This window comes from Streptomyces coryli (assembly GCF_011044975.1).
Classification (GTDB): domain Bacteria; phylum Actinomycetota; class Actinomycetes; order Streptomycetales; family Streptomycetaceae; genus Streptomyces; species Streptomyces coryli.
Genome location: NZ_JAAKZV010000061.1, coordinates 1 through 20,214 on the forward strand (window position 1 = coordinate 1; position 20,214 = coordinate 20,214).

Here is a 20,214-nt window from a genome sequence, read left to right on the forward strand (position 1 = left end):
CCGCCCGCCGCCGGCCGGGTCGCGGCCGGCGGCGGGCGGTGGTCGAGGGAGCGCTCTGCCTGTTCGGTCATCGCGGGGCTCCTGTCAGCTCGGTGACTGCTGATCCGAGGAAGGTCAACGCCTGGGCTACGTGGGGCAATTCCAGCGGGTCCGCCGCGGTGAGCGCCCGCTCCCGCTCCTCGTCGACGGCGCCGGTGAGCGGCGCGGTGGCGAAGCGGACGCGCAGCGCGTGCAGCTCGTCTCCGAAGCGGTGGCCGCCGAGGACGGCGCCGTCGCCGACGCGGCCGGCGAAGTGCTGCTCCAGTTCGACGGAGTCGCTGACCCCGGCGGCCTCGAGAGCGCCGCGCAGCGGCTCGAAGTCGGCGTAGACCTGATGCCCGGCGTGCGGGCGGCGGCAGACGGCGCCGGTGGCGGCGAGGGTGGCGTGCAGGGCGGCGGCGAGGGCGCCGTGCAGCCGGGCCGCGGCGCGTATTCGCTCGGTGACGGCAGGAGCCTCGTTGAGCGCGAGGGTGGCGGCTTCGGCGACGGGCGCGGACAGTTCGGCCCGTACGGCCGCGAGGGAGGTCTGCATCTCGGCGCGCAGCTGCGCGCCGCGGCCGGCGACCGGGAAGCGGGCGACGGCGGCGGGCCAGGCGGCCGGCAGGAAGGCGGCGGCCAGGTCGGTGATCACGACGACGCCCGGGTCGCCGTTCGGCAGCATCTCGGCCGGGCTGACGACGACGGTGTCGTGCGGGTCGTGCAGGGTGTCGCGGTAGCTCTCGTCGCTGACCACCAGCAGCCCCTCACCGGCGGCGGCCTCGCAGGCCTCGTGCAGCAGCTCGGGCGGCGGCACCGTGCCGGTGGGGTCATCGGCGGCGGAGACGATCAGCACTCTCGGGTCGCCGCCTTCGCCGCGCACCCTTCGGACGGTCTCCAGCAGCTGGAACGGATCCGGCGCCCCGCCGCTCTCCGCGGGCACCCCGACGCCGTACACGGGGCGGCCCAGCAGCCGGGCCTGGGGTGCGTACCAGGCGGCCCCTGGCCGCGGCACCAGGACGTCGCCGCCGGCCGCCTTGAGCAGCGCGAGCAGCAGCGGCTGCGCGCCGGGTCCCGCGAGGGTGTCGCCGGGGGCGGTGTGCAGGCCGCGGCGGGTGTAGTAGCCGGCGGCGGCGGTGCGCAGCGGCAGGGCGCCGCCCGCGGGCTCGGGGTCGGTGCGGGCCGCGGCGTGCGCGAGACAGCGCGCGAGCTCGTCGAGCACGGGCAGACCGGGGTCAGGAACGGCCAGCCGCATCCGCACCTCCCGGCGTCGGTACCTTCTTCCCACCTTGGCAGACCGGCGAGGTCAGCGGGGGTGGGGTTCCGCTGCCCGGGTGATCGCGCGGGGGCTACTTGGGCCGCTCGCGGGCACCGTCGCGGGTGCGCCCGTAGGCGACGGCGCGGTCGGGGTGTCGGCGCAGGTATTCGCCCTCCAGGGCGGCCATGCGGTTGTTGTGCGCGGCCAGCGCGGCGGGTGAGCCGTGCAGCAGCGTGTCGTGGCGGGTGCGATGGATCGTCTCCAGCTCCCTGAGCAGCTGGTGGTCGTCGAGTTCGTGCGGTTCGATGCCGCCCATGACCGGCTCTCCTTTACGCCTCGCGTTGCTGCACTGCCCGGATCCCAGCATCGGGTACCCGGCGGAGGGCGGCTACCCGACAAGGATCTTGTCCGTATGGCAAGACATATCTTCTCGCCATTCGAGATTCCCAGTACGGTCTGCGGCATGGCGACTTACACCCATGGACACCACGAGTCCGTGCTGCGCTCGCACACCTGGCGCACCGCGGAGAACTCCGCCGCGTATCTGCTGCCGCACCTGAAGCCGCACATGCGCGTCCTCGATGCCGGCTGCGGCCCCGGCACGATCACCGCCGACCTGGCGGCGCTGGTGCCGGAGGGGCGGGTGACGGGCCTCGAGGCGGCCGGCGGGGTGCTGGAGCAGGCCCGCGCCACCGCGGCCGAACGGGGCCTGGCGAACGCCGACTTCACCACCGGGGACGTGCACGCGCTCGACTACGCGGACGACACCTTCTGCGTCGTGCACGCACACCAGGTGCTGCAGCACGTGGCGGACCCGGTGCGGGCGCTGGCGGAGTTCCGCCGCGTCGCCAGGCCCGGCGGCTACGTGGCCGCGCGCGACTCCGACTACGCGGCGATGACCTGGTATCCGCTGCTCCCGGTCCTGGACGAGTGGCTGGAACTCTACCGCCGCGTCGCCCGCGCCAACGGCGGCGAGCCGGACGCCGGGCGCCGGCTGAAGTCGTGGGCGCGGCAGGCCGGTTTCACGGACATCACCGCCACCGGGTCCGTCTGGACCTTCGCCACGGCGGAGGAGCGGGCCTGGTGGAGCGGCCTGTGGGCGGACCGTACGACGGACTCGGACTACGCGCGTATGGCGGTCGACGGCGGCCACGCCACCCGAGGCGACCTGGAGCGGATCGCGGCGGCGTGGCGGGAGTGGGGGGCGTGCGAGGACGCGTGGTTCGCGGTGCTGCACGGCGAGATCCTCTGCCGGGTTCCGTAGCAACGGAGGCTGCTGAAAGGATCACCCCCATGCGCTACATCATCATCGGAGCGGGAGCCGTCGGCGGCTCCATCGGCGGGCGGCTGCACGAGAGCGGGCACGACGTGGTCCTGGTGGCCCGCGGCGCGCACTACGAGGCGCTGCGCGCGGGCGGGCTGCGGCTGGCGACGCCGGAGGGCACCCGCACCCTGCACATCCCGGTGGTGGCGGGCCCGGACGAAATCGAGCCGCGCGACGGCGACGTGCTGGTGATGGCCGTGAAGACCCAGCACGCCGTCGCCGCCCTCGACGCCTGGGCGGTACGGCACGGGCGGACGCCCGTGGTCTGCGCGCAGAACGGCGTCGCCGGTGAGCGGCTCGCGCTGCGCCGCTTCCCCGAGGTGTACGGGATGTGCGTATGGCTGCCGTCCGCGTTCCTGGAGCCCGGACACGTCGCCGCGGTCTGCGGCCCGCTGACCGGCATCCTGCACCTGGGCCGCTACCCGTCCGGGAGCACGGAGACGGCCCGCACCATCGCCGCCGACCTGGAGAAGTCGCACTTCGCGGCGCCGGTGGCGGCGGACGTGATGCGCTGGAAGTACGCGAAGCTGCTCGGCAACCTCGCCAATTCCCTCGACGCGGTGCTCGGCCCGGAGGAGCACGGCTCCCCCGACGGGGCCGCGCTCCGCGAGCGGGCGCAGGCGGAGGGCCGGGCGGTCCTCGCCGCCGCCGGGATCGCTCACGCGAGTGAAGCCGAGCAGAAGGAGGTGCGCGGAAACCGGGTGGACCGGCAGCCGGTCGAGGGCGTCGGCCAGGTCGGCGGCTCGTCCTGGCAGAGCCTCACCCGCGGCACCGGCTCGATCGAGGCGGACTACCTCAACGGCGAAATCGTGCTGCTCGGACGGCAGTTCGGCGTCCCCACTCCGGTCAACGAGCTGCTCCAGCGCACCGCCAACGCCTTCGCCCGCGAGGGCCGCGCCCCCGGTTCTCTGACCGCGGCGGACCTGGCGGCCGAGGCCAACTAGGCTGCTCGTCATGGAGATTCTGGGGTCATCACTGCGCGTGGCCGTCGACGAGCTCGAGCCCGCGATCGCCGTGTACGAGCGCCTGACCGGCGAGCAGGCGCTGCGCTTCGAACGGAGCGGCGTCTCGGTGGCGGCGGTCGGCTGCTTCCTGCTCATGAGCGGTCCGCCGGCCACGGTGGACGTGCTGCGCAAGGTCGCGGCGACGCTCGCGGTGAAGGACGTGGACGAGGCACTGCACACCCTCCGCGAGGTCGGCGCCGAGATCATCGCGGGCCCGTCCCCCACCCCGATCGGCCGCAACCTGGTCGCCCGGCACCCGGACGGCAGCGTCTTCGAATACGTGGACCGGCGCCCGGACTGACGCTCAGGCCGGGTCCGGGTCCGGGTCCGGGTCCGGCTGCGGCCGCATCCGGTACGCGTACCGGGCCGGCAACGGGTGCTCGGCGCGGGCCCGTTCCCGTAGCTCCGGAGTGATCTCGCCGTCCCCCGCCACCAGCCGCTCCGCGATGGCCGACCAGGTCTCGCCGAGGACCTCGGCACCCTCGCGGAGGTCGGCGACCTCAAAGCCGGAGTCGAAGATCGCGCGGGCGGCCGGGGCGTCGCCCTGCGCGAGGAGGGTCTGGGCGCGCAGGAGCTGGAAGCGGCCGCGGGCGCGCGCCTCGTCCGGCAGGCGGTCCAGAACGACCGCCGCGATGTCCGCGCGGCCGGCGCGCAGGAAGAACGGCACCGCTTCGGCCGCGAGCGCGGACCGCAGCACGTCCCAGTCCTCCCCCCGACCGGCGTGCTCGTGCGCGGACTTGACGGCGCCGAGGTAGTGCCCGAGCGCCGCCTCGCCGTCGCCGCGCTCCGCCTCCGCGTACGCCAGGCAGCGCAGCGTCCATGGCGCGGGCGGCCCTTGCGTCCACTCCGACGCGAGCGACTTCCGCCACGCGTCCTCCGCCCCGGCCGCGTCGCCGGCATGCCAGCGGGCGACGCCGAGGTGGTACGCGGCCGTTGGGCCCGGCGGCGCGGCTTCGAGCAGCTCCCGCCACGGCGTGGCGACGGGGCCTGACCCCGGCGCCCCGGCAGCCTCGGTGAACCTGCCGGTGCGCAGCAGTTCCAGCCAGGGGTGCTGCTCCGGCCCGAGGTCATCCGCGGGGAAGGGCGTCCCCGGCAGCTCCCAGCCGCCCCGCGCCACCTCCAGCGCGCCCCATCCCGATCCGGTCGACAGCCGCTCCCCCGGCTCGGCGTCGGCCTGCGCCAGCCACCGCCCGTACGCCTCGTCGACCCGCTCGCGCGGCAGCGCCGCCTCCAGCTCCGCCCCCGCCCCGGAGCGCGCCGCCGCCCAGTCGTCGCCGTGCACCACCGCCGGATCCGCGGCCAGCGGCCCGTACGCCTCCAGCCAGGAGATCTCCCCGCCCCCGTCCAGCGCCAGATGCTCCAGCTGGGTACGGGCGAGCCCGGCCTGGATCTCCAGATACCCCTCCCCCGCACCGCCGTTCAGCCACCGCTGCCACTGCGTGCCGCCCTGCCCATAGCCCCAGTGGAAGAGCTTGCGGCCGCGCAGCACGTCCGTGGAGGCCTGCGCCAGGCCGCGGCCGTCCGCCTCCAGGGCGGCTATCCAGCGGCGTTCGGCATCCGGTAGCTCGTAGAAGTAGTCCGCCGGATATTCGCTGCGCCCCGGATACGTCCGGTCGACGCCCTCGCGCTCCGGCACCGGCACCCGGCGGAGCTTCCGCTGGTAGCCGAAGTACCAGGCCTCGTCGGCCGGTACGAGCACGCGCACCCCGTCCCGCTCGGGCACGGCGGTGTTGGACCACCAGTACACCGGCCGGGTATCGGCGTGCGGATTGCGGAGCCGCACCCCGGCGTACAGGAAGTCGGAGTCCTCCGGCAGCCACAGATCCACCTGATACGGCAGGTCGCGCAGCCGCTCCCACTCCCACAGCCGCAGCATCTCGCCGCCGTCGGGCGCCGGTACGCGCGCGGCGTGCAGCGGGGCGCAGGTGAGGGTGGTGTGGCCGGTGGCGCCGCTGTTCCACTCGACGCCGCCGGAGAACCAGGCGTCGGCGAGGCCGAAGGACGCGGGCTGGAGGACCGGGTTCACGTAGAGGAGTTCGCGGGCGGACGGCTTGTGGAAGAGCGACCACAGCCGGCCGCCGAGGCCGGGCAGTACAGTCGCGCGCAGCCGGTCGTTCTCGATGACGATCGCCGGGAGGCCGGTCTCTGCGCGCTCGCGCCCGTAGCCGTCGCGCATCCGCACCGGGAGCGTGTCGCGCAGCCGGCCGTAACTCAGCTGGCGGGCCATGTCCTCGGGGAGGGTGCCGAGCTCGCCCGGCTCGACCGCGTGCAGCTCGTCGAGGGTGCGCAGCGGTGGCAGCGGGTTCTCGGGGCCGAGCGGTGCGGCGGGCAGGGTGACGGTGATGGCCCGTATGGTGGTCACTTCGCCTGCTCGGCGAGCATCTCCGTGGTGATCGCCCAGCGCTCGTGGTCGCGCCAGGCGCCGCCGATGAAGAGGTAGTCGGGTGAGAAGCCCTCCAGGCGGTAGCCGTTGCGCTTGGCGATGTTGATGGAGGCCTCGTTGCCGGGCTGGACGTTGATCTCCAGGCGGTGCAGGTCGAGTCCCTGCGGGGAGAGGGCGTAGCGGGTGACGAGGCCGATGCCCTCCGTCATATAGCCGCGGCCCGCGTACGGGACGAAGGCGGCGTAGCCGAGGGTGGCGCTGCGGAAGGCGCGCAGGATGATCGAGTTGAGGTTGACGAAGCCCACGATCTCACCGCCGGCGGCGTCGCAGATCAGATAGGACTCGGTCTCCTTCGACTTGATCCGGTCCATGAAGTCCGCGTAGTCCACCGGGGTGTTCGGCAAATACATCCACGGGTGATGCAGCTCGGTGCTGGCATGCACCAGGCGGATCCACTCCTGCTCGTCAGCAGGCGTGATGGGACGGATCGCCACCCGCGGTCCGCGGGCCACATACTCGTGCTCGTGCTCGGTGGTCATCGCCCGAGTGTACGAAAACGGCCAGAGCCGAAACCAGGCCCTAGGGCTGGACCAGCCGCAGCTTGTTCCCGAAGGGGTCGATGAGCTCCAGGACCGACCCGAGCGTCGCGTCCTCCTCGACGCCCGGCTTCAGGTACGGGTATTCCTTGGCCTGCAGCTCGGCGTGCAGCTCGCCCACGCCGTCGACCTCGATGTACGCGGTCGCTCCCGGGGAGGCGTCGCCGTAGTGCTCGGTCAGGTGGAGGGTGAGGTCACCGCGGCTGACCTGCATGTACACCGGCATGCCGTCGGAGAAGCGGTGCTCCCAGTCCACGGTGAAGCCGAGGTAGTCCACATAGAACTCCCGGGCTTTCTCGACGTCGAAGATCCGGAAGAGGGGGACGGTGCGTCGGAAATAGACGGTCATACGTCCACTATGCCGCGTCCCCCCGCCACTGCGGGAGGTCGCCTCCGAGCCGGCCGGGCGGCGCGGCCCAGTCCGCGGGACCGCCGTCGTGGCGGATCGGGGACCGCGCGTGCCGGATCAGGCCGAGTGAGCTGGGGGTTTCGGCCAGCCAGTCCTCCGGGTCGTACGGGCCGGGCGCGGGCGCGTCCGCTGCCCGCGGGGCCGTCAGCAGCCAGTGCGCGGTCTGGGCGAGCGAAAAGGTCGCGGTGTACGTGCCGCCGGTCTCGAGCCGCTCGGTGAGCGCGCGCAGCACGGCCGCCGCGATCAGATAGCCGGTGGCGTGGTCGAGCGCCTGCGCCGGCAGCACGCCCGGGGTGCCGTCGGCGGCGCGCTGCACCGCGGCGATGCCGGTCGCCGCCTGTACGAGGCTGTCGAAGCCGCGCCGCTCGCCCCACGGCCCGTCATCGCCCCAGGCGCTGAGCCGGGCGATCACCAGTCCCGGCCGCCGCTCGGCGAGCGCCGCGGCGCCGAGGCCGAAGCGGTCGAGCGCGCCGGGGCGGTAGGCGGTGACGACGACGTCGGCGCTGTCGAGCAGCTCGTCGAAGGCGCGGCGGTCGGCGGCCGCGCCCAGGTCCAGGGTGGCGGACCGCTTGCCGAAGCCGGTGTCGTTGTGCGCGTCCTGGCTCTCCGGCAGCCTCGGCCCGTCGACGCGCAGCACGTCCGCCCCGAGCAGGGCGAGGGTGCGGGTGGCGACGGGGCCGGAGATGACGCGGGTCAGGTCGAGCACGCGGATGCCCGCGGCGGGCAGCCCGGCTTCGTCGAGCCGGCGGGGCGCGCCGGCCTCCTCCCGCTCCAGGCTGAACAGCGGTCGCCCGGCGACCAGTCGCCCCTGCTCACTCGCCGCCCACTCCTCGGGCTCCCGCGCGGCGACGGCGAGCCCGCCGGCCGCGAACACGTCACGCTCGACGTCCTCGGGCCGCCGCTTCGCCAGCTCGGCCGCGACCCGCTCCACCACCCCTTCCCCGTCCGCGACGCCGAGCGCCGCGAGCAGCCGCGCCCGGTGGTGCGGATAGTTCGCGTGCGTACGGATCCAGCCGCCGTCCGCCGCCCAGAACCGGGACAGCGGCGCGAAGTTCTCCGCGGCCCGCCCGTCCACCCGCAGCTGCCGCTCGCTCACGAACGCGGTGGCCACCGCGCCGTCGTCGACTCGCACCCGGGGCACTTGAAGCGCGTCCCCGCCACGCCGCCGCGCGGCCAGCTCCGCCGCGGCGAGCGAGGCCACCGCCACCGATCCGCGGGCCAGCGCCATGACCGGCAACCGAGCAGGCAGCAGCCCCGCGGGCCCTCCGTACTCGACCCGCTCCAGCAGCTCCGCGTCCCCGCCGAGCCCTGCCCACGCCGACCTGCTCACATCCGCTTCTTCGCGCATGCCGCGGAGTGTACGTTCACCCGGTGTCCGGCCACGAAGAGCTCCCCCACAACCGCAACAACCAGGCCACCGGCGGCATCTGGCGGGTGCCGGAGCGCGGTGCCGTACTCAAGGTCTGCACCCCGGGCGACGGCGGCGCGACCGGATGGGCGACGAGCGACGAGCCGCGGCACTGGAACCACTGGCGGCGTGAAGTCCTCGCGTATCAGAGCGGTCTGGCGGAGAGCGCCTTCGCCGACGGCGGCGTGACCGCGCCGCGGCTGCGCGACCTGGAGACGCGGGCGGACGGCTCGGTCGCGCTGTGGCTGGAGGATGTGGCCGGACTCGCCGGGACCGGCTGGACCGTCGCGCAGTTGGGGGACTTCGCGCGGCGGCTCGGCGCGGGGCAGGCCCGGTGGGCGGCGGACGGGCTGCCGCCGCATGCGTGGCTGTCCCGGCGGTGGTTGCGGCAGTACGTGCGGTACATCGGCGCCAAGGACGTACCGGAGCAGCTCGATTGGGACCACCCGGTCGCGGCGGCGGCCTGGCCGGAGGAGCTGCGCGGCGGGCTGCGGCGGCTGTGGGAGAAGCGCGAGTATCTCTTCGCGGCGGCGGAGGCGGCGCCGCGGACGCTGTGCCATCTCGACGTCTGGCCGATGAACCTGATCGCGGCGGCGGACGGCCGGAGCGTGCTGCTGGACTGGGCGTTCGTCGGGGACGGCGCGGTCGGGGAGGACGCGGCGAACCTGATCGTGGACTCCGTATCGGACGGGCTGATCGACGCCGGGCTGCTTCCCGGGATCCACGAGGCGGTGCTGGAGGGCTATCTCGCCGGGCTGCGCGAGGCCGGGAGCCGCGTGCCCGAGGGTGAGGTGCGGCGGGCGGTCGCGGCTTCCGGGGCCGCCAAGTACGCGTGGCTGGCGCCGATGATGCTGGCCCGGCTGGCGGCGGGGGTGCCGGTCGGCTCGGCTTCGTACGACGCGGGCGGGGGTGCCGAGGAGGTGCTGCGGCGCCGGCGGGGGATGTGCGAGCTGCTGGTGCGGTGGGCGGACGCCGCGTAGCGCTCAGCGCTTACCCGCGCACCGCATAGCGCTCAGCGCTTACCCGCGCACCGCATAGCGCTCAGCGCCTGCCCGCGCACCGCATAGCGCTCAGCGCCTGCCTCGTCGGCGCGCGCCGCGTAGCGCTCAGCGCTTGCCCGCGCGCCGCCGGCCCGAGCCCGACTTCACCAGGCGGATCACCACCAGCGCCACCAGCGCCGCCGCCGCGACCGCCAGCACCACCTTCGAGTACACCCCGACGATGTCCGACACCTCGTGCCAGCGGGACCCGAGCCCGTACCCGGCCAGCACGAAGATCGCGTTCCACAGCGCGCTGCCCGCCGCGGTCAGGCCGAGGAAGACCGGCAGCCGCATCCGTTCGACGCCCGCCGGGATCGAGATGAGGCTGCGGAAGACCGGGATGAAGCGGCCGAAGAACACCGCCTTGGTGCCGTGCCGCAGGAACCACGCCTCCGTGCGGTGGACGTCCGAGGCCTTCACCAGCGGCAACTTCTCGGCGATCGCCACCACCCGGTCGCGGCCGAGCAGCGCGCCCACCCAGTACAGCGCCAGCGCGCCGACCACCGAGCCGAGCGTCGTCCACACCAGCGCGGCCACCAGGCTCATCCCGCCCTGGCTCGCCGTGAAGCCGGCCAGCGGCAGGATGATCTCGCTGGGCAGGGGCGGGAAGAGGTTCTCCAGGGCGATGGCGAGGCCCGCGCCGGGGGCGCCCAGCGACTCCATCAGGTCGGCCGCCCAGCCGGCGATGCCGCCGACGGGGGCGCCGTCCGTACCGCCGCTGCTCAGCACTGCGTACTCGATCATGACTACGACGGTACGTAAAGAACGAGCAAAAACGTAATGCGGACGGCCACCCGGCACTCCTGCGGAAAACCGCAGTCCCCCGCCCGTCCCGCTCCGCTACCGTGGCGATCATGCCCCACTCCCTGCGCCGCTGGCTCCGCCTTGCCGCGGGGCTGCTGGCCGGGGCCGTCACGGCGCTCGCCGAGCTGCTGCTCACCGTCGCCGCCGGGCCGTGGCTCGTCGCCACCCCGGCCCGGCCGCGCGCCCGCCGCCCGCTGTACGCCGCGAGCGCCCGGCTCACGCGGCTGGAGCAGCGGCGCATGGCCGCCTTTTACGCGACGCCCGCCACCGGCCCGGCGGCCGGTCCACGCACGCTGCGGTACGTCGCCGCGCGGTGGGCGATCGGGTTCCTGGGCGCGCTGGTGCTGCTCACGGCCGTCATCGGCGCCGGCTACACCTCGTCGCTGCTGTGGGTGTGGTTCGTGCTGGACCTGGACTACCCGCTCAACGTCCTGCTCGCCGGCCTCGCCGGGATCTTCCTGCTCTTCCTCGCCGCTCAGGCCGTCTACGGCGTCGCCACCCTGGACGCGAACGCCGCCCACCACTTCCTCGGGCCCAGCCACGAGGCGCAGCTGCGGCATCGCATCGGCGAGCTGGCCGCCACCCGCGCCGGCGTCGTCGAGGCCGTGCACGACGAGCGCCGCCGGATCGAGCGCGATCTGCACGACGGCGTGCAGCAGCGGCTCGTCGTGCTCGGCATGCTCATCGGCCGCGCCCGGCGCGCGTCCGCCCGGGACCCGGAGAACTCAACGAAGACAGCGGAGCTGCTGCGGCAGGCGCACGAGGAGTCCCGGCAGGCGCTGACCGAGCTGCGCGAAGTCGCGTGGCGGGTCTATCCGACCTCGCTCGACGAGGAGGGGCTGCGGGCGGCGCTGGAGACGGTCGCCGAGCGGTCCACGCTGCCGGTCGACGTGGCGTACGAGCTGCCCGCGCCGCTGCCGGACGCGCAGCGCACGGTGGCGTACTTCGTCGCGTCCGAGGCCGTCACCAACGCCATCAAGCACGCGGGCGCCGCCCGTATCGCCATCCGGCTGGCGCCTTCTCAAGCGGGCGCCCTGCTCACCGTCACCGACGACGGCCGCGGCGGCGCCGACCCCGCGGGCGGCGGGCTCACCGGCCTGGCCAGGCGGGTCGCCGCGCTGGACGGCCATTTCGCCGTCGACAGCCCGCCCGGCGGGCCCACCACGATCACCGCGGAGCTGCCGTGCGCGTAATGCTGGCCGATGACTCGACGCTGCTCCGCGAGGGCCTCGCGCGGCTGCTCGCCGACGAGGGGCACGAGGTCGCCGCGGCGGTCGGGGACGCCGACGCGCTCCTCGACGCGGTGGCGGCGGACCCGCCGGACGCGGTCGTCGTGGACGTGCGGATGCCGCCGACGCACACCGACGAGGGGCTGCGCGCGGCGCTGCGGCTGCGCGCCGAGCGGCCGGCGGTCGGGGTGCTGGTGCTGTCCCAGTACGTCGAGCGGCGGTACGCCACCGAGCTGCTGACGACGGCGCCCGAGGGCGTCGGCTATCTGCTCAAGGACCGGGTCGTGGAGGTCGACGAGTTCCTCGACGCCCTGGAGCGCGTCGGCTCCGGCCGGACGGCCTTCGACCCCGAGGTGGTACGGCAGCTGCTCGCCCGCAGCAGCCACACGGACCCGCTGGAGCGGCTGACCGCGCGGGAGTCGGAGGTGCTGGCCGCGATGGCGGCCGGGCACACCAACGCGGCGATCGCGCAGCGGCTTTACGTCTCCCAGAGCGCCGTGGAGAAGCACGTCAACGCCATCTTCGACAAGCTCGATCTGGGCGGCAGGGAAGGATACAGCCGACGGGTACTGGCCGTGCTGCGCTATCTCGGTTCGTGATGCCCGCGCGCTGCCGAGCGCACATGATGGGGCCATGACCTCACGCGACCGGCTGCCGGAAGTGCTCGCCGCCCCTGCCCGCCCCGCCCTGGCGCAGGCAGGCATAACGCGGTTCCGGGCAGCACCGGCCGCCGCGGGTCCGTCCTTTGCCGCCGGGTAAGCCGGGCGGACGCCAGATCCGCATCAAGGTCAGGCCCAAGCCCCGGGAGCTGCCGCCGCTGGACCGCCGTACGCCCAGCGGCCGGCCGCTGCCCTACTGAGACCCGTGTTTTACGGGCCGGCCCTCAACCCTCGCGGGCCAGCAGCGTCCGTACGCCCTCCGCCGGCAGCGTCAGGGCCTCAGGGACGCCCGCGTCGATCGTCAGCATCACGTCGTCGCTCGGCCAGCGGGCGGCGAGGACGCCGAGCGGGATCCGCAGGTAGTTCTCCACGCCCGGCAGCGCCTGCGCCAGCCGTGGCTCGGAGGTGAACACCGGCACCTGGTGCTCCCCGTCCTGCTCGATCACCGGCAGCATCACCTGGTCGGGCTGCTCCGGGTCCTGCGCGCCGGCGGGCACCGGCACCAGGACGTCGCTGGCGGCGAGGGTATCCAGCGCCGCGGCGTCGTCCGAGGTGCCCGCGAGGGCGGTCAGCGCCATCTGGGCCGGGGACGCGTTCCCGTCGGGGCTCTGCATAGGCATGTCGGTCATGGTGATTCCCAATCTCTTCGCTGTGACGGCGGGCCGCGCATACCCGAGTCCCCTCGCGTCATGCGCCCATGCACTCAATCGGACGGAAGCGATCGAGTAACCGTTACTTCAGGCCCTCGACCACCGTCGCGCCGAGCTCCTCCGACCAAGCCGACCGCGCGTCAAGACCGCCCTCCGCGAAGGCGGCCACCGCGGCCGCCCGCTGCGCCTCACTCGTCTCGCTCAGCACCGTCCCGCCCGGCGCCAGCCACGCGCGCGCCTCCGCCGCCACCCGCCGCAGCACGCCGAGCCCGTCCGCGCCGCCGTCCAGCGCGACGCGCGGCTCGTGATCCCGGGCCTCCCCCGGCAGCAGCGCGATCTCGTCGCTCGGCACGTACGGCACATTCGCCACCAGCACGTCCACCCGGCCACGCAGCCCGGCGGGCAGGGCCGTGAAGAGATCGCCTTCGTACGTCCGGCCGCCCACCGCCGCGACATTCCGCGCGGCGCACCGCACCGCGGCGGGCTCGACATCGGCGGCGTGCAGCTCGGCGTCCCGTAGCGCCCGCACCACCGCCGCGCCCACCGCGCCCGTGCCGCAGCACAGGTCGACGACCACGGCGGCGCGCCCGGCCGGCGCCGCCGCCACCGCGCGCTCCACCAGGAACTCGGTCCGCCGCCGCGGCACGAACACCCCGGCGTCCACTGCGACCCGCCGTCCGCAGAACTCCGCCCATCCCAGCACCTGTTCAAGCGGCAGCCCCGCCGCCCGCCGCGCCGCCATGTCGTCGATCTCCGCGGGGTTACGGGCGGTGGCGGCGATCATGTCCGCCTCCTCCTCCGCGAAGACGCAGCCGGCGGCGCGCAGCCGGGCGATGAGGGCGGTGTGGGAGGCGGGGTCGAGCGAGAGGTTCATTCCGCCCTTCTTACACCACGGGGCGGCCGGCGGGTCCCGCGCTCCCGGGGTTCGGCAGGGGTGCTGCAAAAGATCCGGGATCAGCCTCTTCTCAAGTCCCCGGCATTATGCAAGAGTCCTGCATCATGCAGGGACACGACCTCGGCGCGCTGCGCCGCCTCAACACCGTCGCCGTGCTGCAAGCCCTGCGCGCGGGCGAGCCGCTCACGCTGAGCCGGCTCAAGTCCGCCACCAACCTCTCCCGCCCGACGCTCGAACTCGCCCTCGAGGACCTCACGACCCGCGGCTGGGTCGCCGAGGCGGCGACGGGCGAGGGGCGCAGTCCGGGCCGTCCGGCGCGGCGGTTCCGGTTCCGCGCCGAGGCGGGGCGGGTGGCCGGTGTGGACATCGGGCTGCACAAGATCGTGCTGACCCTCGCCGACCTCGCCGGGGAGGTCCGCGCGACCGAACGCGAGGACATCGACCCCGCGATGGACGGCGCCGACCGGCTCGACTTCCTGCGGCAGCGGCTGCGGCGGTTCCTCGACGACCATGCCGTACGGGCCGAGGAGTTGTGGGCGGTCGGCGTCGGGGTGCCGGGCCTGGTGGACGAGGCCGGGCGGATCAGGTCGGTCATCGTGCCCGAGTGGACCGGCCTCGACCTCGGCCGCCGGCTGTCCGAGACCTTCGGCTGCCCGGTGATCGCGGAGAACGACGTGAACCTCGCGGCCGTCGCCGAGCACTGGCGCGGCGCCGCCCGCCTGACCGACGATGTGGCATGCGTGCTGGCCGGCCGCCGCGCCGCCTGCGGCCTGCTCCTCGGCGGCCGGCTGCACCGCGGCCGCCGCGGCGGCGCCGGCGAACTCGGCTCCCTCCCGCACCTGGGCCTCGCCTCCGCCCACGAGGCGCTGCAGTGGCAACACGGCGACAAGGAGGGCGAGTCGGAGATCACCGCCCTGGTCCGCGCCCTGGAATCCGACGACCCCGAAGCCCACGCCGTCCTCGACGCCTACGCCGCCCGCCTCGCCCCCGGCATCGCCGCCCTGGTCCTCGCCGTCGACCCCGACCTGGTCGTGATCTCCGGCGGCGTGACCCCGGCCGGGCAGTGGCTCACCCCCCGACTCACCACGCATCTGCGCGATCTGACCCTGCACGTCCCGCAGATCGCCGTCAGCACCCTCGGCGAGCCCGGCGTCTCCCTCGGCGCCGTCCGCACCGCCCTCGACTCGGTCGACACCATCCTCGACAACCCGACAGGCCCCCTCCCCTCAACCACCCGCTGAAGCCGACCCCCACCGCGCCACCTGCCCCTCTCGCCCCTTCCCGGAGTCGCGCATGCACAGAAGGTCATTCCTCGCCGGGGCCCTCGCCGCCGCCCCGGCCGCCCTCGGCGCCACCGCCTGCGGCAACGGAGCCGATTCCACCGCCGGTTCCGGCGGCCGGACCCAGCTGTCGTACGGGATGTGGGACCCACTCCAGGTCCCCGGCATGCAGAAGATCATGAAGGCCTTCGAGGCCGAGCATCCCGGCATCACCGTCAAGCTCCAGGTGATCCCCTTCGCCCAGTACTGGACCACGCTGAAAACCTCGATGCGCGGCGGCTCCGCCCCCGACGTGTTCTGGATGAACGCGCCCAACCTCCGCCTGTACGCCTCCAACGACACCCTCGAACCGCTCGGCGAGCACATCCGCCGCGACGGCTTCGACATGGGCGTACACCCGGAGGAGCTGGTCGGCATCTACTCGTACGAGGGCGAGCACTACGGGATGCCGAAGGACTTCGACACGATCGGGCTCTGGTACAACAAGGAGCTCTTCGACCGGGCCAAGGTGCCGTATCCGGATGAGTCCTGGACGTGGGAGACGGTTTACGACGCGGCGCGGGAGCTGACCGACCCGAAGGGCAGCGTCTACGGCATCGCCGCCGAGATGCAGGGCCAGTACTGCTACTACAACTCCATCCCGCAGGCGGGCGGATACGTCATCCGCGACGGCAAGTCCGGCTTCGCCGAGCCCGAGACCATCGAGGGCCTGCGCTTCTGGACCGGCCTCGTCGACCGCGGCTGGTCGCCGACCGCCAGCGCGATGACGGACACCAGCGGCCGCCAGCTCTACATATCGGAGAAGGTCGCGATGAACTACGACCTCTCCGCGATGGCCTCGATGATGTACGCCGCTCCGGGCATCAAGGACCACGGCGGCGTCGCGGTCCTGCCCAAGGGCCGTAAACGAGCCACCACCATCCACGGCCTCGCCAACGTCATATCGGCCAAGTCCCCGCACACCGAGGCCGCGTGGAAGCTGGTGAAGTTCATGGGGTCGAAGAAGGCGGCCGAGATCCAGGCCCGCGAGGGCGTCACGATCTCCTCGTACACCGGCACCCAGGACGCGTGGGTGAAGTCGATGCCCGAGTTCGACCTAAAGGTCTTCATCGACATGCTCGACTACGCCGTCCCGTATCCGCACTCCACCTACACCCAGGCCTGGGAGAACCTGCAGTACCAGCTGCTCGGCTCCTCCTGGACCGGCCACGGTGACGGCATCGCGAAGGCCTCCCGCACCCTCGCTCAGCAGATGGACCTGGTCCTGGAACGGGAGAACTGATCCGATGGCCGTCTTCCCCTCGACCGCGGCCGCACAGGCCCGTAACAAGCCCCGCCGACCCCGGTCGCAGCGCGCGGCGTATCTCTTCATCGCGCCGATCGCGATCGGCTTCGCCGTCTTCTACATCTGGCCGCTGCTGCAGACCTTCTACTTCAGCTTCACGTCATTCGGCGTCTTCGGCGGCAACAGCTGGATCGGCGGCGAGAACTACGAGCGCGTGCTGCAGGACGTCACGGTCGGCCGCGCGCTGCTGAACACCCTGCTCTACACGGTGATGGGCCTGATCACGCTCCCCGTCTCGATCATCATCGCCGAGCTGCTCAACCGGCCGGGGCTGCGCGGCGTCGCCATCTACCGGGCGCTGTACTTCCTGCCCTTCGTCACCCTGCCCGCCGCCATCGGCCTGCTCTGGAACTGGCTCTACAACGGCGACTACGGCCTGATCAACGAGGTGCTGTCCTGGATCGGCATCGACGGCCGCTACTGGGTCTCGGACCCGACCACGGCCGCGTACGCCATCGGCCTCGTGATGATCTGGTCGCACGTCGGCTACTACTTGATCATCTTCCTGGCCGGCATCAAGGCCATCCCCCGCGACTACTACGAGGCCGCGGAGCTCGACGGCGCCGGGCCGGTGCGGCGCTTCGTCCGCATCACGCTCCCGCTGCTCAGCCCCAGCATCTTCTTCACCTCGGTGATCAGCGTGATCACCTCGCTCCAGGCCTTCGACCTCATCTACATCATGATGAGCCAGCGCAATCCGGCCCTCGGCTCGACGCAGTCGATCGTGACGCTCTTCTACAAGTGGGCCTTTGAGGAGAACGCGCAGGGCCCGGCCGCCGCCCTCGCGTTCCTGCTGATGCTGCTCATCGCGGCGCTGACGTTCCTGCAGTTCCGGCTCCAGAAGAGGTGGGTGCACTATGCCTGAGTCCACCACCGCCACCCGGGCGGCCGCCAAGCTGCCGCGCCAGGCGGGCACGGCCCAGGGCACCTGGGGCGATGACCGGGCCCCGGCCCGCCGCCGCTTCGACACCGGCGCGCTGCTGACACATCTGCTGCTCTCGCTCGGCGCGTTCGCGATGCTCTTCCCGTTCCTGTGGCAGCTGCTCACGGCGCTGAAGACGATGCCGGAGTCGGTGCGCGTACCGCCGACCTTCCTCCCCGAGGACTGGACCTGGGCGGCCTTCGAGAAGGTCTTCACCTCCCTGCCCTTCGCGGAGATGCTCACCAACAGCGCCCTCAACACCCTGGGCCGCACCCTCGGCCAGCTGGTCTTCTGCTCCCTGGCCGCGTACGCGTTCGCGCGGATGACCTTCCGCGGCAAGAACGTGCTCTTCGCCGTCTTCCTGTCCGTGCTGATGGTGCCGTCGCAGCTGCTGATCCTGCCGCAGCACCAGATCATCCAGCAGCTCGGCCTGCTGAACAGCGTCCCGGCGCTGTTCCTGCCCGGCATGTTCAGCGCGTTCGGCACCTTCCTGCTGCGGCAGTTCTTCCTGTCGCTGCCGCGGGAGCTGGAGGAGGCGGCGCGGATCGACGGGGCGGGCAGCTTCCGTATCTTCTGGTCGATCATGCTGCCGCTGGTACGCCCCGCGCTGGCGGCGCTCGCCGTGATCACGTCGATGTGGTCGTGGAACGACCTGCTGTGGCCGCTGGTCGTGAACACGGACCCGGAGACGATGCCGATCAGCGCCGGACTGTCGTCGCTGGAGGGCCAGTACCTCACCGACTACCCCGTCCTGATGGCCGGTTCGCTCATCGCGGGCCTACCGATGATCCTCCTCTATCTCTTCCTGCAGCGGCACTTCGTGCAGGGCATCGCGCTCAGCGGGTCGAAGGGCTGAGCACCACCCCGTAACCAAGAGAAAGGCACTCCGCACATGCCCGAACTCGACGTGGGCCTGATCGGCGCCGGCGGTATCGCCCGCGCGCATCTGCCCGCATGGACCGCGCTCGGCGCCAAGGTCACGGTCCTGTCCACCGATGGCAGGGCCGAGGGGCTGGCCGCCGAATACGCGGCGCACGGGGTCGAGGCGGTCCACAGCCTCGACGAGCTCCTGGCCCGCTGCTCGCTCGTCGACGTCTGCACGCCCAGCTTCACGCACAAGGAGCTGGCGCTGGCGGCGATGGCGGCGGGAAAGCACGTGATCTGCGAGAAGCCGCTGGCGCTGTCGGTGGCGGACGCGCAGGAGATGATCGACGCCGCCGAGGCGGCGGGCGTGCGGCTCTTCCCCGCTCATGTGGTGCGGTTCTTCCCGGAGTACGAGGCCCTCGCCAAGGCCGTCGCGGACGGCGCCGTCGGCGAACCCGCGGTGCTGCGGTTCACGCGCAGCGGGTCGTATCCGGTGTGGGCGCCGTGGTTCGCGGACGCCGGCCTCTCCGGCGGCATCCTGCTGGACCAGATGATCCACGACTTCGACTTCGCCCGGCTGCTGGCGGGCGAGGTGGTACGGGTGCACGCGCAGGCGCGCGGGCGGCTGACGGCGCCCGCCGAGGCGGGAGCGGTCGCGGCGGCAACGGCGGTGCTCACGCACGCGTCGGGCGCGGTGTCGCATGTGCACGGGGTGTGGGGGCTGCCCGACACCCAGTTCAGGACCACCTACCGGGTGGCCGGGCGGGACGGGGTGCTGCACCACGACTCGCTGCAGACGCAGGCGTTCCGGGTGGTCGCGCAGGGCGAGCGGGCCGCGGGGCAGGGCATTCCGGCGACGGATCTGGCGCGGAATCCCTTTGAGGCGGAGCTGGGCGAGTTCGCGGCGGCGGCGCTGGCCGGCGGTCCCGAGCCGCGGGTGTCGGCGCACGACGCGCTGGCGGCGGTACGGATCGCGGCGGCGGCCGCGGAGTCGGCCCTGACCGGGGCCGCAGTCGAGATCGAGAGTGGGGAGCTGGTGTCCCGGTGAAGGTCGGAGTGCTGTCGTTCGCGCATGTGCATGCGACCGGCTACGTGAAGGTGCTGCAGGCGATGGACGGCGTCGAGGTGCTCGCCGCCGACCCGGACCCTGACCCGGATCCGGCGGCGGCCGGGGAGGTGCGCGGCCGGGAGCTGGCCGAGCAGCTCGGCGTCGCGTACGCGGACACGTATCAGGAGGTCTTCGACTGGGGCCCGGACGCGGTGATCGTGACGGCGGAGAACGCCCGGCACCGCGCGCTCGTCGAGCTCGCGGCCAAGCACGGCGTCGGCGCGGTGCTGTGCGAGAAGCCGCTCGCCACGACGGCGGCGGACGGCGAGGCGATGGTGGCCGCCTGCCGGGAGTCCGGGACGCGGCTCGGGGTGGCGTATCCGGTTCGCTTCCACCCCGCGTACGGGGCGCTGCGGCGCGCCGTGCAGGGCGGCTCGCTCGGCGGCGTGCTGGCGGTGGCGGGAGCCAACAACGGCTATCTGCCGACCGGACTGCGGCGCTGGTTCACCGACCCGGAGCTGGCCGGCGGCGGGGCGCTGATGGACCACACGGTGCACATCGCGGACCTGCTCGACGACCTCTTCGGCGCCGACGTGCGCGCCGAGGAGGTCTATGCCCAGGCCAACAACCTGATGTACGCGGAGGAGGCGGACGCCGAGACGGCGGGCCTGGTGACGGTCCGCTACTCGAACGGCACGGTGGCGACCATCGACTGCAGCTGGAGCCAGCCACGCAGCCACCCGGCATGGGGCGGCCTCGAGCTCCAGGTCGTCGGCGAGCGCGCGACGGTCGAGATGGACGCCTTCGGCCAGTCGGTCACCGGCTTCGACGAACGCTCCGCCCGCGGCGTGCTGCTGCCGTGGGGCGTGAACCTGGACGAGATCCTGCTCCGGGCCTTCCTGTACGGCACGGCGGCCGGTGGTGTCGCGGTCGCGGACGGCGAGGCGGGGCTCAGGTCGCTGCGGGTGGCGCTGGCGGCGCGAGAGTCGGCGCGGGTGAGCAGGCCGGTTCCGGTGGGCTGAGGCCGGGGCCGTCGGCAGGTGGGGGCAGGTCGTCCACCCGCCGGCGGCCCGGTGCTGCG

The 20,214-nt window shown here is 73.3% G+C and carries 22 protein-coding genes; 13 read left to right on the forward strand and 9 right to left on the reverse strand.

Annotation, left to right across the window (positions count from 1 at the left end; translation table 11 throughout):
• Positions 1–67: 67 nt before the first annotated feature.
• Together G5C51_RS15970 and G5C51_RS15975 are read right to left on the reverse strand one after the other, a co-directional pair.
• The gene (locus G5C51_RS15970) at positions 68–1,270 is read right to left on the reverse strand and encodes an aminotransferase class I/II-fold pyridoxal phosphate-dependent enzyme (protein ID WP_165237770.1); all 1,203 of its coding nucleotides are present in this window, start codon (positions 1,268–1,270) and stop codon (positions 68–70) included.
• 94 nt (positions 1,271–1,364) lie between these two features.
• Positions 1,365–1,589: a DUF6158 family protein gene (locus G5C51_RS15975; protein ID WP_165237772.1), complete on the reverse strand. Its 225-nt coding sequence runs from the start codon at positions 1,587–1,589 to the stop codon at positions 1,365–1,367.
• Positions 1,590–1,736: 147 nt separating this feature from the next.
• On the opposite strand from G5C51_RS15975, the gene G5C51_RS15980 reads away from it, so the two are divergent.
• The 3 genes from G5C51_RS15980 to G5C51_RS15990 are packed head-to-tail and all read left to right on the forward strand — an operon-like array spanning position 1,737 to position 3,902.
• Complete coding sequence (locus tag G5C51_RS15980) at positions 1,737–2,537, forward strand: methyltransferase domain-containing protein (protein WP_165237774.1); 801 nt, start codon at positions 1,737–1,739, stop codon at positions 2,535–2,537.
• Between the two features lie 29 nt (positions 2,538–2,566).
• The gene (locus G5C51_RS15985) at positions 2,567–3,541 is read left to right on the forward strand and encodes a ketopantoate reductase family protein (RefSeq protein ID WP_165237775.1); all 975 of its coding nucleotides are present in this window, start codon (positions 2,567–2,569) and stop codon (positions 3,539–3,541) included.
• Positions 3,542–3,551: 10 nt separating this feature from the next.
• A complete protein-coding gene (locus G5C51_RS15990; protein WP_165237777.1) occupies positions 3,552–3,902 on the forward strand; it encodes a VOC family protein in 351 nt (116 codons plus the stop codon).
• Between the two features lie 3 nt (positions 3,903–3,905).
• On the opposite strand, the gene G5C51_RS15995 is transcribed toward G5C51_RS15990, so the two are convergent.
• The 4 genes from G5C51_RS15995 to G5C51_RS16010 are packed head-to-tail and all read right to left on the reverse strand — an operon-like array spanning position 3,906 to position 8,337.
• Positions 3,906–5,954 (reverse strand): DUF5107 domain-containing protein, encoded by a 2,049-nt coding sequence (locus tag G5C51_RS15995; RefSeq protein ID WP_165237818.1) that lies wholly within the window; start codon positions 5,952–5,954, stop codon positions 3,906–3,908.
• Between the two features lie 5 nt (positions 5,955–5,959).
• A complete protein-coding gene (locus G5C51_RS16000) occupies positions 5,960–6,523 on the reverse strand; it encodes a GNAT family N-acetyltransferase (RefSeq protein ID WP_165237779.1) in 564 nt (187 codons plus the stop codon).
• Between the two features lie 40 nt (positions 6,524–6,563).
• The gene (locus G5C51_RS16005) at positions 6,564–6,929 is read right to left on the reverse strand and encodes a glyoxalase superfamily protein (protein ID WP_165237781.1); all 366 of its coding nucleotides are present in this window, start codon (positions 6,927–6,929) and stop codon (positions 6,564–6,566) included.
• A gap of 7 nt (positions 6,930–6,936) precedes the next feature.
• A complete protein-coding gene (locus tag G5C51_RS16010) occupies positions 6,937–8,337 on the reverse strand; it encodes a CoA transferase (protein ID WP_165237783.1) in 1,401 nt (466 codons plus the stop codon).
• 23 nt (positions 8,338–8,360) lie between these two features.
• Here G5C51_RS16010 and G5C51_RS16015 point away from each other — a divergent pair, with 23 nt between their 5' ends.
• Positions 8,361–9,377, forward strand: coding sequence for an aminoglycoside phosphotransferase family protein (locus G5C51_RS16015; RefSeq protein ID WP_165237785.1), 1,017 nt, complete (start codon positions 8,361–8,363; stop codon positions 9,375–9,377).
• 126 nt (positions 9,378–9,503) lie between these two features.
• On the opposite strand, the gene G5C51_RS16020 is transcribed toward G5C51_RS16015, so the two are convergent.
• Positions 9,504–10,181: a DedA family protein gene (locus G5C51_RS16020; protein ID WP_420824820.1), complete on the reverse strand. Its 678-nt coding sequence runs from the start codon at positions 10,179–10,181 to the stop codon at positions 9,504–9,506.
• A gap of 110 nt (positions 10,182–10,291) precedes the next feature.
• On the opposite strand from G5C51_RS16020, the gene G5C51_RS16025 reads away from it, so the two are divergent.
• The 3 genes from G5C51_RS16025 to G5C51_RS43770 are packed head-to-tail and all read left to right on the forward strand — an operon-like array spanning position 10,292 to position 12,229.
• Positions 10,292–11,434: a sensor histidine kinase gene (locus G5C51_RS16025; protein ID WP_206313894.1), complete on the forward strand. Its 1,143-nt coding sequence runs from the start codon at positions 10,292–10,294 to the stop codon at positions 11,432–11,434.
• A complete protein-coding gene (locus tag G5C51_RS16030; protein WP_206313898.1) occupies positions 11,434–12,069 on the forward strand; it encodes a response regulator transcription factor in 636 nt (211 codons plus the stop codon). Before G5C51_RS16025 ends, G5C51_RS16030 begins: the two co-directional genes overlap by 1 nt.
• 34 nt (positions 12,070–12,103) lie before the next feature.
• The gene (locus G5C51_RS43770; RefSeq protein ID WP_276617637.1) at positions 12,104–12,229 is read left to right on the forward strand and encodes a hypothetical protein; all 126 of its coding nucleotides are present in this window, start codon (positions 12,104–12,106) and stop codon (positions 12,227–12,229) included.
• Positions 12,230–12,353: 124 nt separating this feature from the next.
• Here G5C51_RS43770 and G5C51_RS16035 read toward each other — a convergent pair whose 3' ends face one another.
• Together G5C51_RS16035 and G5C51_RS16040 are read right to left on the reverse strand one after the other, a co-directional pair.
• Positions 12,354–12,743, reverse strand: coding sequence for an SseB family protein (locus G5C51_RS16035; protein WP_165237824.1), 390 nt, complete (start codon positions 12,741–12,743; stop codon positions 12,354–12,356).
• A gap of 118 nt (positions 12,744–12,861) precedes the next feature.
• Positions 12,862–13,653 carry a putative protein N(5)-glutamine methyltransferase gene (locus G5C51_RS16040; RefSeq protein ID WP_165237788.1) on the reverse strand — a complete coding sequence of 264 codons (792 nt, stop codon included), beginning with the start codon at positions 13,651–13,653 and terminating at the stop codon, positions 12,862–12,864.
• Positions 13,654–13,778: 125 nt separating this feature from the next.
• Between G5C51_RS16040 and G5C51_RS16045 the strand changes: the two genes are divergently transcribed.
• The 6 genes from G5C51_RS16045 to G5C51_RS16070 are packed head-to-tail and all read left to right on the forward strand — an operon-like array spanning position 13,779 to position 20,155.
• Positions 13,779–14,915 carry an ROK family protein gene (locus tag G5C51_RS16045; RefSeq protein ID WP_240929695.1) on the forward strand — a complete coding sequence of 379 codons (1,137 nt, stop codon included), beginning with the start codon at positions 13,779–13,781 and terminating at the stop codon, positions 14,913–14,915.
• Between the two features lie 52 nt (positions 14,916–14,967).
• On the forward strand, positions 14,968–16,236 hold the full coding sequence (locus G5C51_RS16050) for an ABC transporter substrate-binding protein (RefSeq protein ID WP_165237792.1): 1,269 nt from the start codon (positions 14,968–14,970) through the stop codon (positions 16,234–16,236).
• A 4-nt stretch (positions 16,237–16,240) separates the two neighbouring features.
• The gene (locus tag G5C51_RS16055) at positions 16,241–17,164 is read left to right on the forward strand and encodes a carbohydrate ABC transporter permease (protein WP_165237794.1); all 924 of its coding nucleotides are present in this window, start codon (positions 16,241–16,243) and stop codon (positions 17,162–17,164) included.
• Positions 17,157–18,077 (forward strand): carbohydrate ABC transporter permease, encoded by a 921-nt coding sequence (locus G5C51_RS16060; protein ID WP_165237796.1) that lies wholly within the window; start codon positions 17,157–17,159, stop codon positions 18,075–18,077. The genes G5C51_RS16055 and G5C51_RS16060 overlap by 8 nt, the downstream gene beginning before the upstream one ends.
• Before the next feature lie 36 nt (positions 18,078–18,113).
• Positions 18,114–19,133 (forward strand): Gfo/Idh/MocA family protein, encoded by a 1,020-nt coding sequence (locus G5C51_RS16065; protein WP_165237798.1) that lies wholly within the window; start codon positions 18,114–18,116, stop codon positions 19,131–19,133.
• Positions 19,130–20,155: a Gfo/Idh/MocA family protein gene (locus G5C51_RS16070; RefSeq protein WP_338118163.1), complete on the forward strand. Its 1,026-nt coding sequence runs from the start codon at positions 19,130–19,132 to the stop codon at positions 20,153–20,155. Before G5C51_RS16065 ends, G5C51_RS16070 begins: the two co-directional genes overlap by 4 nt.
• Positions 20,156–20,214: the final 59 nt, after the last annotated feature.

Bases quoted from the DNA above. Each gene is read 5' to 3' on its own strand.
- G5C51_RS15975 (WP_165237772.1), bottom strand. From the start codon at position 1,589: ATGGGCGGCATCGAACCGCACGAACTCGACGACCACCAGCTGCTCAGG.
- G5C51_RS16050 (WP_165237792.1), top strand. From the start codon at position 14,968: ATGCACAGAAGGTCATTCCTCGCCGGGGCCCTCGCCGCCGCCCCGGCC.
- G5C51_RS16040 (WP_165237788.1), bottom strand. From the start codon at position 13,653: ATGAACCTCTCGCTCGACCCCGCCTCCCACACCGCCCTCATCGCCCGG.
- G5C51_RS16005 (WP_165237781.1), bottom strand. From the start codon at position 6,929: ATGACCGTCTATTTCCGACGCACCGTCCCCCTCTTCCGGATCTTCGAC.
- G5C51_RS15985 (WP_165237775.1), top strand. From the start codon at position 2,567: ATGCGCTACATCATCATCGGAGCGGGAGCCGTCGGCGGCTCCATCGGC.
- G5C51_RS16045 (WP_240929695.1), top strand. From the start codon at position 13,779: ATGCAGGGACACGACCTCGGCGCGCTGCGCCGCCTCAACACCGTCGCC.
- G5C51_RS16055 (WP_165237794.1), top strand. From the start codon at position 16,241: ATGGCCGTCTTCCCCTCGACCGCGGCCGCACAGGCCCGTAACAAGCCC.
- G5C51_RS15980 (WP_165237774.1), top strand. From the start codon at position 1,737: ATGGCGACTTACACCCATGGACACCACGAGTCCGTGCTGCGCTCGCAC.
- G5C51_RS16010 (WP_165237783.1), bottom strand. From the start codon at position 8,337: ATGCGCGAAGAAGCGGATGTGAGCAGGTCGGCGTGGGCAGGGCTCGGC.
- G5C51_RS16035 (WP_165237824.1), bottom strand. From the start codon at position 12,743: ATGCAGAGCCCCGACGGGAACGCGTCCCCGGCCCAGATGGCGCTGACC.
- G5C51_RS16060 (WP_165237796.1), top strand. From the start codon at position 17,157: ATGCCTGAGTCCACCACCGCCACCCGGGCGGCCGCCAAGCTGCCGCGC.
- G5C51_RS16025 (WP_206313894.1), top strand. From the start codon at position 10,292: ATGCCCCACTCCCTGCGCCGCTGGCTCCGCCTTGCCGCGGGGCTGCTG.
- G5C51_RS16000 (WP_165237779.1), bottom strand. From the start codon at position 6,523: ATGACCACCGAGCACGAGCACGAGTATGTGGCCCGCGGACCGCGGGTG.
- G5C51_RS15990 (WP_165237777.1), top strand. From the start codon at position 3,552: ATGGAGATTCTGGGGTCATCACTGCGCGTGGCCGTCGACGAGCTCGAG.
- G5C51_RS16030 (WP_206313898.1), top strand. From the start codon at position 11,434: ATGCTGGCCGATGACTCGACGCTGCTCCGCGAGGGCCTCGCGCGGCTG.
- G5C51_RS15970 (WP_165237770.1), bottom strand. From the start codon at position 1,270: ATGCGGCTGGCCGTTCCTGACCCCGGTCTGCCCGTGCTCGACGAGCTC.
- G5C51_RS43770 (WP_276617637.1), top strand. From the start codon at position 12,104: ATGACCTCACGCGACCGGCTGCCGGAAGTGCTCGCCGCCCCTGCCCGC.
- G5C51_RS16020 (WP_420824820.1), bottom strand. From the start codon at position 10,181: ATGATCGAGTACGCAGTGCTGAGCAGCGGCGGTACGGACGGCGCCCCC.
- G5C51_RS16065 (WP_165237798.1), top strand. From the start codon at position 18,114: ATGCCCGAACTCGACGTGGGCCTGATCGGCGCCGGCGGTATCGCCCGC.